Source organism: Nannocystis bainbridge, from assembly GCF_028368995.1.
Classification (GTDB): Bacteria; Myxococcota_A; Polyangia; order Nannocystales; family Nannocystaceae; genus Nannocystis; species Nannocystis bainbridge.
On sequence record NZ_JAQNDL010000002.1, the window covers coordinates 50,910 to 66,234 of the forward strand.

At 71.1% G+C, this 15,325-nt stretch carries 13 protein-coding genes; 4 read left to right on the forward strand and 9 right to left on the reverse strand.

What is annotated here, in order from left to right; all coding sequences use genetic code 11:
* Positions 1-38: 38 nt before the first annotated feature.
* The 3 genes from POL25_RS17930 to POL25_RS17940 form a co-directional block, all read right to left on the reverse strand.
* Entirely contained in the window at positions 39-1,421 is a 1,383-nt protein-coding gene (locus POL25_RS17930) for a DUF1552 domain-containing protein (RefSeq protein ID WP_272087297.1), read from the reverse strand.
* Positions 1,418-3,142: a DUF1592 domain-containing protein gene (locus POL25_RS17935; protein WP_272087298.1), complete on the reverse strand. Its 1,725-nt coding sequence runs from the start codon at positions 3,140-3,142 to the stop codon at positions 1,418-1,420. The genes POL25_RS17930 and POL25_RS17935 overlap by 4 nt, the downstream gene beginning before the upstream one ends.
* Before the next feature lie 263 nt (positions 3,143-3,405).
* A complete protein-coding gene (locus tag POL25_RS17940; RefSeq protein WP_272087299.1) occupies positions 3,406-5,547 on the reverse strand; it encodes a monovalent cation:proton antiporter family protein in 2,142 nt (713 codons plus the stop codon).
* A gap of 116 nt (positions 5,548-5,663) precedes the next feature.
* On the opposite strand from POL25_RS17940, the gene POL25_RS17945 reads away from it, so the two are divergent.
* The gene (locus POL25_RS17945) at positions 5,664-7,721 is read left to right on the forward strand and encodes a potassium transporter TrkG (RefSeq protein WP_272087300.1); all 2,058 of its coding nucleotides are present in this window, start codon (positions 5,664-5,666) and stop codon (positions 7,719-7,721) included.
* Positions 7,722-7,803: 82 nt separating this feature from the next.
* Here the strand turns inward: POL25_RS17945 and POL25_RS17950 are convergent, their stop codons facing one another.
* The 3 genes from POL25_RS17950 to POL25_RS17960 all read right to left on the reverse strand — a co-directional run bounded on the left by POL25_RS17950 (position 7,804) and on the right by POL25_RS17960 (position 10,425).
* Positions 7,804-8,451, reverse strand: coding sequence for a hypothetical protein (locus POL25_RS17950; protein ID WP_272087301.1), 648 nt, complete (start codon positions 8,449-8,451; stop codon positions 7,804-7,806).
* A 109-nt stretch (positions 8,452-8,560) separates the two neighbouring features.
* The gene (locus tag POL25_RS17955; protein ID WP_272087302.1) at positions 8,561-8,890 is read right to left on the reverse strand and encodes a hypothetical protein; all 330 of its coding nucleotides are present in this window, start codon (positions 8,888-8,890) and stop codon (positions 8,561-8,563) included.
* On the reverse strand, positions 8,887-10,425 hold the full coding sequence (locus POL25_RS17960) for a lipase maturation factor family protein (RefSeq protein ID WP_272087303.1): 1,539 nt from the start codon (positions 10,423-10,425) through the stop codon (positions 8,887-8,889). The genes POL25_RS17955 and POL25_RS17960 overlap by 4 nt, the downstream gene beginning before the upstream one ends.
* 262 nt (positions 10,426-10,687) lie before the next feature.
* Between POL25_RS17960 and POL25_RS17965 the strand changes: the two genes are divergently transcribed.
* Positions 10,688-11,434, forward strand: coding sequence for an SDR family NAD(P)-dependent oxidoreductase (locus POL25_RS17965; protein WP_272087304.1), 747 nt, complete (start codon positions 10,688-10,690; stop codon positions 11,432-11,434).
* 129 nt (positions 11,435-11,563) lie between these two features.
* On the opposite strand, the gene POL25_RS17970 is transcribed toward POL25_RS17965, so the two are convergent.
* The 3 genes from POL25_RS17970 to POL25_RS17980 form a co-directional block, all read right to left on the reverse strand.
* Positions 11,564-11,944 carry a TerB family tellurite resistance protein gene (locus POL25_RS17970; protein ID WP_272087305.1) on the reverse strand — a complete coding sequence of 127 codons (381 nt, stop codon included), beginning with the start codon at positions 11,942-11,944 and terminating at the stop codon, positions 11,564-11,566.
* A gap of 68 nt (positions 11,945-12,012) precedes the next feature.
* Complete coding sequence (locus POL25_RS44395) at positions 12,013-12,588, reverse strand: PH domain-containing protein (protein ID WP_272087306.1); 576 nt, start codon at positions 12,586-12,588, stop codon at positions 12,013-12,015.
* A gap of 94 nt (positions 12,589-12,682) precedes the next feature.
* Positions 12,683-13,225: a C-GCAxxG-C-C family protein gene (locus tag POL25_RS17980; RefSeq protein ID WP_272087307.1), complete on the reverse strand. Its 543-nt coding sequence runs from the start codon at positions 13,223-13,225 to the stop codon at positions 12,683-12,685.
* Between the two features lie 75 nt (positions 13,226-13,300).
* Between POL25_RS17980 and POL25_RS17985 the strand changes: the two genes are divergently transcribed.
* Together POL25_RS17985 and POL25_RS17990 are read left to right on the forward strand one after the other, a co-directional pair.
* A complete protein-coding gene (locus POL25_RS17985) occupies positions 13,301-14,485 on the forward strand; it encodes a M20 metallopeptidase family protein (RefSeq protein ID WP_272087308.1) in 1,185 nt (394 codons plus the stop codon).
* Positions 14,482-15,297 carry an SDR family NAD(P)-dependent oxidoreductase gene (locus POL25_RS17990; protein WP_272087309.1) on the forward strand — a complete coding sequence of 272 codons (816 nt, stop codon included), beginning with the start codon at positions 14,482-14,484 and terminating at the stop codon, positions 15,295-15,297. The genes POL25_RS17985 and POL25_RS17990 overlap by 4 nt, the downstream gene beginning before the upstream one ends.
* Positions 15,298-15,325: the final 28 nt, after the last annotated feature.

Here is a 15,325-nt window from a genome sequence, read left to right on the forward strand (position 1 = left end):
GCCAGGTCGAAGCAGCGGGGTCCCGCGGGGCATGGCGCTCAGGCCAGGATCCCGGTGAGGTGCTCGGTGGTCTCGCCGCCGTTGAAGCCGTAGCTGGGGGTGTCGATGCCGAGCGCGCGCAGGATGGTGACGTGGACCTTGCAGAGGTTGCCGCCCTGCTCGCGGTAGTGGTAGCCGCGGACCAGCTTGCCGCCGGCGCCGCCGGCCAGGACCACCGGCATCTCGGCGGTGCTGTGCTTGTAGCCCTCGCCGTACTCGGACGCCCCGTAGACGCAGGCGCGGTCGAGCACGCTGACGCCCATCGGGTCGACGGCGGCGGCGAGGTGGTCGAGCAGGCGGGCGAACGCCAGCATCTGGTACTCGGTGATGCTGCGGACGTGCTCCCACTGACCGTCGTGGCAGACCTGGTGCATCCCGTTGGGCACGCCGAGGTTGTTGAACACGTGGGTGGTGGCCGGCGAGCTCAGCATGAACGAGAACACGCGGGTGAGGCCGCAGTTGAGCGCGGCGGCCAGCAGCCCGGCCATGATGTCGGTGCGGGCGACGACGTCGGCCGAGTCGCCGGGGGCGGCGGGGATGATGTCACATGTCCCGGAGGACAGATCGAGGCGGCGCTGGACCTCGCGCAGGTGGTCGAGGTGGGCCTCGAGCCGCTGCTTGTCGGTGCCGCCGAGGCGGCCGCGCAGGCCCTCGGCGTCGGCCATGACGGCGTCGATGAGGGTGACGCGGCGGGTCAGCGCCATCAGGTCGGCCGGCACGTCGAACAGCATCGAGTAGAGCTGCGCGGGGCTGTGGATCGCCCCGACCGGCGAGTCGGGGCCGGTGAACGAGATGGCGTTCCAGTGGCCGTAGTCGTGGAAGCGGGCCTCGCTGACGCCGAGGCACAGCGAACGGAACCGCGAAGGCGTGTTGCCGTAGAACTGCTCGTGACCGGCGATGTACTGGTCGAGGGTCGGCCGCAGGCAGGTCAGGGTGTGCGACGGGTGATCGAAGCCCTCGGGGCGGATGCGGTCGCCGGTCATCGCCACCATGAAGCCGCGCATGTGGCCGTCGCTCTGGCCGTTGTCGGGCTGCGGGACCTCGGTCTTGGGCTCGAGGCCGGTGGCGACGCTGACCTTGTGGGCGGCGAGCGGCGTGAGCAGCGGCGAGGGCGTGAAGTCGGCGCCGAGCGTGGGCGGGGTCCAGACGTCGCCGCCGGGGCTGTTGGCGCCCTGATCGGCGCCGTGCCCGGCGTGCCACGGGACGCCGTTGGCCCAGTAGAACAGGCCGAAGATCGGGTCGCTGCTCGGGTCGGCGGCGCGGGCCTCCTCGGCGAACATCGCCTCGAGCGGCGGCAGGGCGAGGGCCACGGCGGCGCCGCCGACGGCCCCGCGCAGGACGGTGCGGCGGGAGATGGGCGGTTTGCGGATCAGGAAGGTCATGCGTCGGTCTCCTCGGAGACGGTGCGGAAGGCCTCGCTGACGACGAGGTCGAGCAGCAGCTGCTTGAAGCGGTGGTCGGCCTTGATGAAGCGCTGCTCGAGCGCGTCGAGGGCCGGGAACTCGGACAGCGCAGGCAGGCGGCCGGTGGCGTGGCGGTACAGCTGGTTGACGATGCAGCGACCGACGCGCGGGTCGGTCTTGAGCGCCTCGGCGAGGTCGCGCGCGCCGTCCAGCGGGATGCCGTCGAGGTTGCCGCTGGCGTCGACCGGGTAGCCGTTGTCGAGCGTGCGGTAGCCGCCGACCGAGTCGAAGTGCTCGAACAGGAACCCGGGCGGGTCGATGATCGAGTGACAGCCGGCGCACACCGGATCCTTCTGGTGCTGCTCGAGCTTCTCGCGCACGGTCTGGGCGTCCATGTCCTCGTCGTCGCCGAGGTCGGTGTCGACGTCGCCGGGCGGCGGCGGGATGACCTGACACAGCACCCGCTCGCGCACGTACTTGCCGCGGTTGGTCGGCGAGGTGATGGTCTCGTGCGCGTTCATGGTGAGGAAGGCGCCGAGCGTGAGGATGCCGGCGCGCGGGCCGTCGACGGGCAGGTCGACCGGGACGAAGGTGATCGGCGAGGCGCCCTCGGCCTCGATGTCGTAGAGCGCGGCCAGCTCGGCGTTGACGAAGGTGTGGCGGGTGCTGAACAGCTGGCGGATGTCGCTGTCGCTGCGGTGGATCAGGTCGTCGACGAGCAGCTGGACCTCGGTGCGCATCGACGCGGTCATGGTCGGGCTGAACATCGGCCAGCGCGCGGGGTCGCGGGCGACGTGGTCGAGGCGCGCGAGGTCGAGGTACTGGGCGAAGAACTCCTGCAGGGCGACGCGGGCGCGCGGGTCCTCGAGCAGGCGCTCGGCCTCGGCGACGAGGCCGGCCTCGGTGTGGAGGTCGCCGCTGCCGGCGGCGTCGAGCAGGACGTCGTCGGGCGGGCCGTTCCACAGCAGGAAGGACAGGCGCGTCGCCATCTCCCAGCCGGTGAAGCGCAGCCGCGTCGGGTCGTTCGGGTCGGGCTCGCCGAGCTCGACGCGGTACAGGAAATGCGGCGACTGCAGGACGCCGGCGACCGCGAATTGCAGGCCGCGCCAGGCGTCGCCCTCGGCCAGCTGGGTGGCGACGTCGGTCCAGCGGGCCTGCTCGGCGCCGGTCAGCGGGCGGCGATAAGCGCGGCGGCCGAAGCTGGCGAGGAAGTTCTGCACGCAGCCGTCGCCGGGCGACAGCGGGACGCAGCCGACCAGCGCCTCGCGTCGGGCCTGATCGGTGAAGACGGCCCGCGCGAGGGCGTCGGCGGCCTCCTCGTACTGCTGCACCCCGAGTTCGGAGATGAAAGTGCTGGTCGCGCCGATGTTGTAGAAGAGGTACGGGTTGGTGTCGGGCTCGAGCGGCAGGCCGGGCAGGCCGGGGCCGAGCAGGTGGGCGATCGCGTTGCGGTACTGCGAGGCGGTGAGGCGCGGCAGGACCGGCTCGGCCGGCTCGAAGGCCTCGGGCGAGTCGCCGCTGTCGCTGTCGCTGCCGCCGGTGTCGGTCGGATCGCCGGAGCCGACGGTGGCGTCGGTGCCGGCCGACTCACCGCTGCTGCTCGCGGGCTGGTCGCTGTCCCGGGCGCTGTTGTCGTCATAGCAGGCGCTGGCGAGCACGAGCAGCGCACCGGCGATTCCGAGCCGAGGGAACCTCACCATACAGTCGGAGGTTCTATCACGATTCGCTGCGGGCCCGCCGGCCCGCGCGTGCGGACGCTACTGTCCCTTGGGACAGGTCCTTGCGGGGGCGGCCGGCGACGCGTTCGCGGGCCGGGCGGGCGCGATGGCTCGCGGAGCCGGGTCGGTTCCGAGCGCCGCGGCGGCCCGGTCGTTCGCGGCTGGCGGCGGCGCGCCTCGCAGGTCCTTCGCGCGCCTTTACGAGGCCGCGCTGCGCCGGGCGGGCGAACTCGACTTCGCGGACGTCAGCCGGCGTAGCTGAGGAACTTCGGATCGACCGCCGGGCCCTTTTGCAGGATCTCGGTCGCCTGCTCGACCGCCTCGCGGCCGCCCGCGAAGGTGACGACCTCGCCGAGCGCCAGCTTGTGGCGGGTGATCGGCTGCGGGACCTCGGTGCCGTCGGGGCGGTGGATGGTGAGGATGGCGACGCCGGTGCGCAGGCGCAGGTTGAGCTGCGAAAGGCTGCGACCGAGGCCGGCGCTGGTCTCGACGATCTGCACCGCGGTCATGCCGGGCAGGCCGGGGAGAATCTCCTCGACGGTGGGCTCGGGGGGCTCGATGATCGCCGGCGAGCCGTGGTGCGACTCAGCGGCCCTGCGGCTCTGGCGGCCGAGCATCTCGACCACCAGCTCGGCGCCGGCGCGCACGTGGCCCTGGAGGTTCTTGATGCTGCGCCAGGCGTTGACGGCGAGGGCGAGGATGATGAGGGCGAACACCGCGAAGGTGGAGCCCGGGGGCACGAACGGCTGGGTGATGGCGACCAGCGGCAGGCCGACGGCGAGGCCGAGCGCGAGCTGGAACACGACGATGATGAGGTTGCGCGGGGCGGCGCCGAGGTCGGGCCGGGACGTGCCGTCGTTCGGGCGCTCGGGCATGACGATGCGCGCGAGGATGTTGGCGAGGTTGACGCTCTGGCGGATGACGCCGACGAAGAAGATCGCTGCGACCACGAGGGTGACGCCGGTGAAGGCGGGCCCGACCAGCCACTCCGGCAGGGTGAAGCGGTCGTGCAGCGCCTCGACCACGCGCTTTTGGACCAGACGCGCGCCGGCGAGGCTGGCGATCAGCAGCGCCGCGTCGACGCCGAGCAGGATGATCGTGCGGCGGATCCGCTGCCAGGTCGAGACCGTGCCGCGGGCCGACTTGAGCTGCTCGATCCACGTCTCGTAGAAGGTGACGAACGTCTGCAAGCGGGCCGGCAGGCGGCGGTCGACCGCGTCGGCGACCCGCTCGGAGTTGCGGACCATCCACGGGGTCGTGAGCGAGGTGAGCAGCGAGACGGCGACGGCGACCGGATAGATGAAGCTGCCGGTGGCGCCGCGGGCGATGCCGAGGCCGGCGATGATGAACGAGAACTCGCCGATCTGGGCCAGGCTCATGCCGGAGCGGACCGAGTGCTTGATGCCGTTGCCGGTGAGGAAGGCGCCGAGCGCCACGCCGAAGGTCTTGCCGACCAGGACCAGCGCGGTGAGCACGAGCACCGGCAGCCAGTGGGTGGCGACGTCCATCGGGTTGATCGACAGGCCGACGGCGATAAAGAAGATGGCGGCGAAGATGTCGCGCAGCGGCTGGACCAGGTGCTCGACCTTGCCGCCCTCGCCCGACTCGGACACCAGCATGCCGGCGAGGAAGGCCCCGAGCGCGACCGAGTAGCCGGCCTCGGCGGCGAGCGTGGCCATGGTGAAGCACACGGCGATGCCGGCGATCAGGGTGGTCTCGGAGCGGCTGAGGCGGACGACGCCGCGGATGAAGCGCGGCACGACGAGCAGGCCGATGGCCAGCAGCGCGAGCAGGAACCCGAGCAGCTTGCCGATCTCGAGCGCGAACTCGCCGGTGGTGAGGCCCTCGCCGGACGACACGGCGGTGAGCACGGCGAGCAGGAGGATGGCGATGATGTCCTCGAACACGAGGATGCCGAACACGACCTCGGCGAAGCCGCCCTTGAGCTTCTGCTCCTCGAAGGCCTTGGCGACCAGCATGGTCGAGGAGATGCCGGCGCAGGCGCCGACGAACAGCGACTCGATCGGGGTGAAGCCCAGCAGCCGCGCGGCGACGAAGCCGAGGCTCAGCATGAGGCCGACCTCGACGACGGCGGTGAAGCCGGCGACGAGGCCGATCCGGGCGATCTTGCGCAGGTTGAACTCGAGGCCGATGGTGAACATCAGCAGGATGACGCCGAGTTCAGAGAGGCTGTGGGTGAGCTCCGCGCCGCCCTCGCCGCCCAGCACGATCCCGGGGACGTGCGGGCCGAGGAGGATGCCGGCGAGCAAATAGCCGAGCACCGGCGGCTGCTTGAGGCGCTGCGAGATCAGGCTCGTGACGGCGGCTGTGCTGAGGACGATGCTCAGATCGCGGAGATGGTCGGCGAAGCCGGCTGCGGCGCTCATGATGTGACCGCAAGAATACCCCAGGACGGGGCGGACTCGCGGCGGTCCCGCGTCCGCGTCCGGCGCCGCGCTGGCGGTGCGGGGGGTCGTGGTATGGTCGCAGGCCGGTCGCCCCCATGTCGTCGACACCGGTTCCGCGGCCGACCCGCCGTCTCCAGGCCGCTCGCCTCCTCGGTCTCGCGGCCGTCGGCGTGCTCGGGATGATCGTCACCGACGCGCCGTTCGGTCACTTCGGTGCGTCGAGTCAGGTGACCCTGCTCGGGGCGATCTACGCCGGGGTGCTGGTCGCGCTGTCGGGCCTGTTTTCCCTTGCGGCGCTGCAAGGTCGGCGGTGGGCGACCTGGGGTTCGTTCATCCTGCTGTCGCTGAACATCGGCGCGTTCCTGCCGGCGATGATCCACGACTTCCCGGTCGCCGGCTCGGTGATGCTGTGGAGCGTCGTCCACGTCGCCAACGAGTTCTTCGTCGCCGACACGCGCACGCACCGGGTCCGCCGGCAAGAGCAGAAGGCGACGCCGGACGCGGTGTGGATCCAGCGCTACGGGGCGGCGGCGCGGCACATCCTGGCGGTGTCGCTGATGGCCAACCTGGCGATCGTCGGCTTCGAGATCGCGGCGTCGTGGGTGGCCGACATGACGTGCCTGGTGCTCGGCCTCGGGGTCACGGCGCTGACCGGGCCGTTCATGCTGGCGGTGGTGCGCGAGCGGCCGCGCTACCTGATCTGGCTGGCGCTGGTGCTGCTGGGGGTGCCGTGGGGGACGACGCCGCTGAACGCGGTGCTGGTGGGGCTGACGCTGTACCAGATCGTCGCGTTCGCGGTCGTGCTGGCCCGCGGGCCGCTGTTCGACGACCTCGTGCAGAGCTTCCTGCACCGGCCGGCGCTGCTGCTGCTGTCGACGTTCGGGACGATGGCGGTGACCGGGGCGCTGGTGCTGAGCTTCCCGGCGTCGGCCCGCGGCGCGCCGCTGTCGTTCATCGACGCGCTGTTCACCGCGACCAGCGCGGCCTGCATCACCGGCCTGATGGTGCTCGACACGGCGACCACGTTCTCGGCGTTCGGCCAGGCGGTGATCCTGATCCTGATCCAGCTCGGCGGGCTCGGGATCATGGTGCTCTCGACGTTCGCGACCATCCTGCTCGGCGGCCGGCTGGCGCTGCGCAGCGAGCAGGCGCTCGAGGAGATCCTCGACATCCAGAGCCCGGGGGCGGCCTACGAGCTGGCGAGCTTCATCGTCGTGGCGACGCTGGCGCTCGAGGGGCTCGGTGCGGCGATCCTGGCGCTGCGGTTCTCGCAGGCCGGGATGGGTGTGCTCGACGCGATCTGGTACGGGGTGTTCCACTCCGTCGGGGCGTTCTGCCACGCCGGCTTCGCGCTGTGGCCGGACTCGCTGATCTCGCTGCAGGAGGACCCGGTGGTGCTGACGGTGATCATGGCGCTGGTGGTGGTCGGCAGCGTCGGCTTCTCGGTGCTGGCGGCGCTGTGGTTGCGCGCCCGCGGGGTCCACCGCCGCTTCTCGCTGCAGACGCGGGTGGTGCTGTGGATGACGCTGGCGCTGATCGTGGTCGGGACGCTGCTCTTCGCGCTGCTCGAGTGGGACGCGACGCTGGCGGGGATGTCGACGTTCGACAAGTGGATGAACGCGCTCTTCCAGTCGATCACGCTGCGCTCGGGCGGGTTCAACTCGGTCGACTTCACCGGCGTCGAGCAGGCGACGATCGCGGTGATGATCGTGTGGATGTTCATCGGCGCGGCCCCGGGCGGGACCGGCGGCGGGATCAAGGTGACGACCCTGGCGGTGCTGGCGGCGGCGTTCCCGGCCCTGCTCTACAACCAACCGCGCGCAGTGCTGATGCGCCGCGCGATCCCCAACGAGATCGTCTACCGCGCGGCGACCATCGTCACGGTGGCCGGGCTCATCACCGCGATCGCGGTGATCATCATGCTGGCGACCCACAAGCTGCCGTTCGCCCACGTGGTGTTCGAGGTGGTCAGCGCGGTCGGGACGGTGGGCCTGTCGCTCGGGATCACCGAAAACCTGCACGCGATCGGCAAGTGGGTCCTGATCGTGCTGATGTTCATCGGCCGGGTCGGGCCGACGTCGCTGGCGCTGGCCCTGGGGGCGCAGAAGACCGGCCGGGTGACGTTCCCCGAGGGCCGGCTGATGGTCGGGTAACGGCTGGCCGAAAGGGCATGTCCTTTCGGACATGGCCATTCGGGCATGCGCGTTTGGGCATGTCTGAACGGGCAGGTTCAGATCAGTTCGGCAGGCAGGGGATGAGGACGCCGTCGTTGCTGATGACGCAGGTGCTGCCCGCGGGGCACTCGGGCGCTTCGGGGCTGCCCTCGCACAGAGGGACGCACACGGGACCGAGGGTGTCGGGGTCGGTGCCGAGGCAGATCGATTGCGCGTCGCAGGAGTCGATGAGGCGCGTCGGGTGGGGCTCGATGGTGCACGGCTCGCCGACGCCGTCAGGGTCGGGGTCGAGCGGGACGCAGGCGGTCGTGTGCCAGGGGGCGCCCTCCTCGCTGCTGGCGGGGACGCACTTCTCGCCACTGGGACAGTTCTGCAGGAAGGGGTTGCAGGTGCTGCAGCGGGCCTGCTGTTCGCCGAGGCCGGCGACGCAGTTGCCGACGTCGGGCGGGGTGATGAAGGTGCCGCCCTCGCTGCTGGTGGCGGCGGTGCCTGGATCGGGCTCGACCGAGGTGGTGGTCGGCGCGGCGGTGGTGCTGGTCGCGGTGGTGGTGGTCGTCGTTGAAGGGCCGGTTGTCGTGGTGAGGCCGCCCGTGCTGTCCGGATTGCTGTCAGTGCCGTCGGTGGTGGACATCGGCGCCTGGGGGCCGCAGGCGACGGTGAGGAGCGCGAGGGCGAAGGGTAGAGCCAGGGCGGAAGCAGGCGAGGTCACGCAGCGAGCGTAGCAACGGCCGGGCCGGATGGCCGGGATTTTTCGCGGCGGCGCGAGGGTGTGCGTGAGGAGATGTCTCGAAGGAGATGTCTCTCGAGACATTTGATTGTCAGGGCCGGTCGGCGAGGCGCTCGCAGTCGCGATCGGCGGACTCGCGGCATGTCTCGAAGGACAGGTCATCGGGCTCGTCCGCGTGTAGCGGATCGGTCGCGTCACCCGTGGTCGGGTCGGCGGTGGTGCCGGTGGTCGAGGTGGTGGTCTCGTCGTCGGTGGTCGTGGCCGATTCGACGGTGATGGTGGTATCGAAGGTGGTCGACCAGGTGTGCTCGTCGAGGTGCTGGTGCTGGTGCTGGTGCTGGTATCGAAGGTGGTCTCGAGGGGCGCTGACAGAGGTGCGCAGGCGCGAGGTGGCGCTCGGGCGGCGGCGTAGGGCGATCACTCGCCGTCGAGCAGGGCGCGGAGCTCGGGGTCGTCGCGGGCGACCGGGCGGATCAATTGGTCGAGACGCTCGCGTTGCCACCAGTCGGCGCTGCCGCGCGGGGCGAACCAGTAGCGGTAGACCTCGACGCGGACGAACCGCGGGGAACCGCCGGCGAACTGCGGGGGATCGGCGAACAGGCTCAGGACGGTCGGCTCGCCGGCGAGCAGGCGATCGAGGAGGTTGAACAGCCAGGTCTCGCGCGCGAGGGTGCCGTTGCCGGCGACGTCGAGCGCGGCGAACCACATGAGCCAGTCGAGGCGGCGATGGTACGGGGAGATCCAGCACGGCCGCCGATCGACGGGGCCGGGCTTGCACGGGAGTTGATAGGGGCGCCAGGTGGCGGTGTCGTCGGGGACGGCGGCGTCGGTGCCTTCGATCTGCAGCTCGTGGCGGACGGTGCTGATGCTGCCGAAGGCGCCGTAGGTGTTGACGAGATGCAGGCGATCGAAGGATGCGTTCATCTGCTGGCGCCGGCCGGCGAGGTTGGCGACGACGTCGAGGCTGAGCCAGGCGACGACGAGGGCGTAACTGGCGGCGGTGACGACGGCGGCGCGGGTGGGGCGAGCTTCGAGATCGCCGAGGCGCGCGCGCAGGCGGGCGGGGACGAGGCGGCGCAGGGTGGCGTCGTCGAGGCAAGCGAGCAGCGGGACGAGGGTGAGCCAGTTGAGGAAGGAGAGGTTGCCGCTGACGATGAGGGTCAGCTGAAAGGCGATCATGCCGAGCGCGGCGAGCAGCCGCAGGCGTCGCGGGCCGAACACGAACCACGGCAGCACGAGCTCGGCGAGGTGGTTGAAGACGACGCCGGCGCGCAGGACCACGGGCGGCAGGTGGTGGAGGTAGAAGCTGAGAGGGTTCGGGATCGGCTGGGTCTCGAAGTGGCTCTCGAGACAGGTGAGCTCGGCCCAGCACGGGTCGCCGCGCAGCTTGATGAGGCCGGAGCCGAGCATGATGCGGAAGGCGAGCCAGCGCAGCAGGACGATGGCGAGGTAAGCAGGCGGGCGATCGCCGGCGAGCGGCCGCACGCGCCAGAGCGGGCCCAGGAGGGCGCACAGCAGCGTCGTCTCGAGCAGCTGGATCTCCCAGCCGAAGGCGTACCAGCGGCCGCCGACGTGGACGATCGAGAGGTACAGGGCCCACAGGACGAGCAGGAGGATCGCGCTCTCGCAGCCGAGCAGCAGGAGGATCGAGAGCACGAGGCCGACGACGCTGACGGCCTGCAGGGCGGCGTCGGAGATGTCGAAGTAGAACAGGGTCGGGCGGGCGAAGAAGTCGTCGACGGGGCCCGCCGGGGTGATGCCGGCGGCGCCGACGAGCGGGACGAGCTGGGTGACGGCGGTGGCGAACGCGGCGACGAACACGAGGCCGAGCAGGCGCAGGACGACGAAGCGGGTCAGGACGTAGTTGCCCTCGCTACGCGGGCCGGAGACGAGCCGGCGAAGCCGCGAGACGAGGCGCTGCCCCGGTGTCTCGAGCTCACGCGGATCGGGCTCCATCGCTCGCGCAGGCTAGCGCAGTTGCTTCGACGCGCGTGGACGGGGCGGTCGCGCGGGGCGAGGGTCGGCCGCGCGTGGGCCGGGGCGCTCGCTCGCTGACGACGAGGCGCAGGGACCGCGAGGCGGGTCGACGAGCGTGCGGGCGCCGGGGAATGATATGTCCGAAGAGACAGGTAACGCATCCACCGGGGCGGCTCCGCGCGTGCAGACCGATGGCCAAGCGCGGGGGCTTGGGCGTAGGCTGCGAGCAGCGAGGGGACGAATGAGACTGAAGGACAAGATCGCGGTCATCACGGGCGGCAACAGCGGGATCGGGCTGGCGATCGCCAAGGCGTTCGTGCGCGAGGGGGCGAAGGTGGCGATCGCGGGGCGCAGCGCGTCGTCGCTGCACGCGGCCCAGCAGGAGCTCGGCGCCGATGCGCTGGCGGTCGAGGCCGACGTGACCCGCGTCGCCGACCTCGAGCGGCTGTACGCCGCGGTGAAGGAGAAGTTCGGCCGCGTCGACGTCGTGGTCGCCAACGCCGGCCGCAGCGTGATGGGCCCGGTCGACGCGATCGACGAGGCGTCGTTCGACATGTTGCTCGACACCAACATCAAGGGCGTGTTCTTCACGGTGCAGAAGGCGCTGCCGCTGATGACGGCCGGCGGCTCGGTGGTCCTGATCGCGTCGGGGCTGCACCAGAAGGCGACGCCGTACATGTCCGTGTACGGGGCGACCAAGGCGGCGGTGCGACAGTTCGCCCGCACCTTCGCGGTCGAGCTGGCGCCGCGGAAGATCCGCGTCAACGCGCTCAGCCCCGGCCTCACCGAGACGCCGATCCTCGTCAACATGGGCCTCGACGAGGCCACCATCGCCCACGTCAAGGCCTCGACCCACGGCGCCTCGCCGCTCGGCCGCAGCGGTACGCCCGAGGAGATCGCCAACGCGGCGGTGTTCCTCGCGTCCGACGAGTCGTCGTTCATGACCGCGTCCGACGTGGTGGCCGACGGCGGCTACTCGATGGTGTAGTCGAAGGCGTGTCTGCCTGGCCTAACGGTCAGGCGGCCATTTACCTGGCCTTCGGGTCAGGTTGACGCTGTCGCTTCGCCGTCCGGGAGGTCGAGCGCCGCGTCGGGCCGCATGCCCGGCCACACTGACTCAAGCGAGGCCGAGGATCGCCGTGAGGCGGGCGATGAGCTGCTCCTCGGTCACGGTGATCTTGCCGTCGGCGCGGGCGAGCTCGATGAGGTTGACCAGCACGGCGCTGCGCTGCTTCTCGCTCATCTGCTCCTTCATGAGGTGGGCGTAGGTCTCGACCTGCGCCAGCCGCTCCTCGTCGCTGCCGATGCCGTTGACCCACGCGGCGGTCTCGACGAGCACGTGCGAGATCTGCTCGTTGGTGGCGTCGGGCAGCCAGCCGTGCAGCACCCGCGCGATGGTGTCGATCTCTTCGTGGCTCAGCTCGCCGTCGGTGACGTGGCTGAAGGTGAGGTACACGAAGGCGAGGATGTGCAGGGCGGACGGGTTCTGCGGCTTCATCGTCGCCGACGATACCGCAAGCGTTGTCGGATGACCGGGGCCTGCGCGGCGCGAAGATGCGCGCCGGCTCAGTGGTGATGGTGGCCGAACACTTCGGCGCCGCCGTCGTGGGCGCCCGGCGCGAGCTCCATCGGCCGGTTGTTGCTGCGCGCGAACTGGACCGCCTCGCGCAGGCGCTCGAACAGGTACCGGTGGTTGGGCAGGCCGTAGAGGAGCAGGCTCGGGTGGGTCTGGTCGGTGCCGATCAGGGTGATCTTGGCGTTGTCGAAGATCCGGTCGAGTACGCTTTGCTCGTAGCGGACGTCGAGCACGCGCCACAGCTCGAGCGAGTCGAGCCGGCGGGTGATGACGCCCTTCTGGAACTCGACCCGGCGGCGCGAGATCTTGTAGCGGGTGGTGATGTGCTGCAGGTACGCCCACAGCAGCATCGGCGTGCCGATCAGCGCCAGCAGCCACATCGGCTTGTCCTTCAGGGCCTCGATCTGCAGCAAGCCGAAGGCGATGCCGCCGCCGAGGATGCAGACGCCCACCCACCACATATAGGTGCCGAAGTTGGCGCTGTGCTTGGCGATGCCCTCGAAGAAGAGCTCGTCGGTGGCCTGCGCCGGCGAGGAGCCGAGCGGCGGCTGCGCTTGCGGAGGCACGCCAGGGGGGGGAGGGTTGGCCTGGGGCTCTTGCATGCGCCAAGGGTTGCACGACGACCGGGGCCGGCGCAATCGCCCGCGCCCGGCCGCCCGCTCAGCTGGTCTTCGGGGCAGGTTCGAGGTCGAGCGTGGGGTCGAACCGGCGCCCGTCGGCGAGGGTCACGGGCGTGGCGCCGTGGGCGACGCCGTGCTCGCGCAGGGTGTCGTCGACGAGCTGCGCGACCTGGCCGACCAGGGCGGTGCAAAAGGCGTGGCGAGCGGGGCCGAGGAACTCGCCGTGCGGGGCGGTGAGGTGGTTGCACACGAGGTCGGGGCTGCTGCCGCGATCGAGCTCGGCCTCGACGCGGGCGAGGTAGCGGCTCATGGCGGCCCGCAAAGCCGGCGTAACCTTGCCGGTCGGGTCGGGGTCGCCGAGGAATTCGCCGAGCAGCAGTTGACCGGCCACGACCGCACCGCAGGTGCCCTGGCCGGTGATCCCGCCGCGGCGCAGCGATTGATAGGCAGCAGGCGGGCGGTCGAAGGCCTCGGCGAGGGCGATCCCGCAGGAGCGGTGGGCGGTGAGCACGCCTTCGTAAAGGACGAGGGCCTTGCTGCGAATGGGGCCGCGAATGGGGCCGCGAGGAGTGCTGCCGCTCATGAACCCCAGGATGCGCGCCGGGGCGGACGCGGGCAAGCGGTCGCGTCGGCGCGGAGGATGGATTAGCTTGCTGCCATGTCCTGGACCGACCCGCGCGCCGAGATCGAGGCGCTGACCGAGCGTCTGCGAGAGATCCGCCACGACCTCCATCGCCATCCGGAGCTCGGCTTCGAGGAGGTTCGCACGCAAGCGCTGGTCCGCGCGTGGCTCGAGGAGCGCGGGTATCAGCCGCGCAATTGCGCGGAGACGGGGCTCGTCGCCGACCTGCACCCGGGCGCGCAAGGACCGACGATCGCGCTGCGCGCCGACCTCGATTGCCTGCCGATGCTCGAGACCACCGACCTGCCGCATCGCTCGCTGCATTCAGGGCGCGCGCACAAGTGCGGGCACGACGGGCACACGGCGATCCTGCTCGGGGTGGCCGACATCCTCGCGCGTCACCGCGAGTCGGTGGGCGGCAACATCCGCCTGCTCTTTCAGCCAGCCGAGGAGGGGGTCCGCGGCGGCGGGGCCAAGGTGATGGTGGCAGAGGGCGCGCTGGCCGGGGTGCGCGAGATCTACGGGCTCCACAACTGGCCGGCGTACCCCAAGGGCGAGCTGCGGGTGCAGGCCGGGCCGATGATGGCGCAGGTCCACATGCTGGCGCTCACGATCCGCGGCAAGGGCGGGCACGGCAGTCAGCCGCAATTGTGTCGCGACCCGATCGTGGCCGGCGCTCACCTGGTGACGGCGCTGCAGACGGTGGTCTCGCGCGGGCTCGGCTACGTCGGCGGGGCGGTGGTGTCGATCACCCAATTCTCGGCGGGCACGACGCACAACGTGATCCCCGACGTCGCGCGGCTGCAAGGCACGATTCGCACGTTCGAGCCGAGCATCACCGAGCGGGTGCTGGAGCGCGTGCGCGAGGTGGTGAGCGGCACGGCGGCGACGTTCGCGGTCGACATCGAACTCGAGGTCGAGGTCGGCTACCCGGTGACGATGAACGAGGCGAATTGCGCAGAGGCGGTGGCCCGCGTCGGCGCCGCCGTGCTCGGCCGCGAACGGGTGTCGAACGCGGGCCTGCCGCTGGCGGGCGGGGAGGACTTCGCCTACTTCGCGCAGGCCGTGCCGGCGGCGTACTTCTTCCTCGGGGCCCGCCGCGGCGACGAAGACACGCCAGTCTGCCACCACCCCGACTTCGATTTCGACGACGACCTGATCCCGACGGGCGTGGCGATGTTCCTCGGCATCGTCCGCGATCGCCTCGCGGCGCTGGCATGACGGGGCGCCCGATCGCCATCGTGACAGGAGCGTCGGCGGGGCTCGGCGAGGCGTTCGCGCGGGCGATCGCAGCGCACCCGGCGTTCGCCGACCTGGCGCAGATCTGGCTGGTCGCACGCCGCGAGCAGCGCCTGCACGCGATCGCGCGCGAGCTGCCGCGCGGGCTCGGGGTGCCGCTCACGGCCGACCTGGCGGCGCCGGGCGGCGTCGAGGCCGTGCTCGCGCGGGTGCGTGACGAACGACCTGCGGTGCGCCTGTTCGTGGCCAGCGCCGGTGTCGGTCACCTCGGGCCATTCGCCGACCAGGACGCCGAGTCGCTGGCGCGTTTGCTCGACCTGAACATTCGCGCACTTTCCTTGCTGACACACGGGCTTTTGCCGTCGATGTCGCGCGGCTCGAAAGTGGTGCTGGTGGCATCGGCGGCGGGGTATGTGCCTTCGCCCTATTTCACCGCCTATGCAGCCAGCAAGAGCTTCGTGATCTCGCTGGCGTATGCGCTGCGGGAGGAGCTGCGACCGCGTGGCATCGACGTGTGCGCGGTGTGTCCAGGGCCGGTGGCGACCGAGTTCTTCGCGGCCGCCGGCGTGCATGGGCCGATCTCCGGCGCCGCGGATCCCGAGCGGGTGGTGGCCCTAGCGCTGCGCGACGCCTTGCGAGGAAGGGCCGTATCGCACGACGGCGTGGCCTCGGCTGCGGTGGCGCTGCTCGCCCGCGTGTTGCCACGGCGGACGCTCGCCTGGCTCGCCGGGCGCCGCAATGTGCGACGTTCTCCCGTCGCTGGTGCCACCGGCGGCGGATCCGAGAGCGCGTAAAATCCGGGGTCGGGCGAGAAAGCGAGCG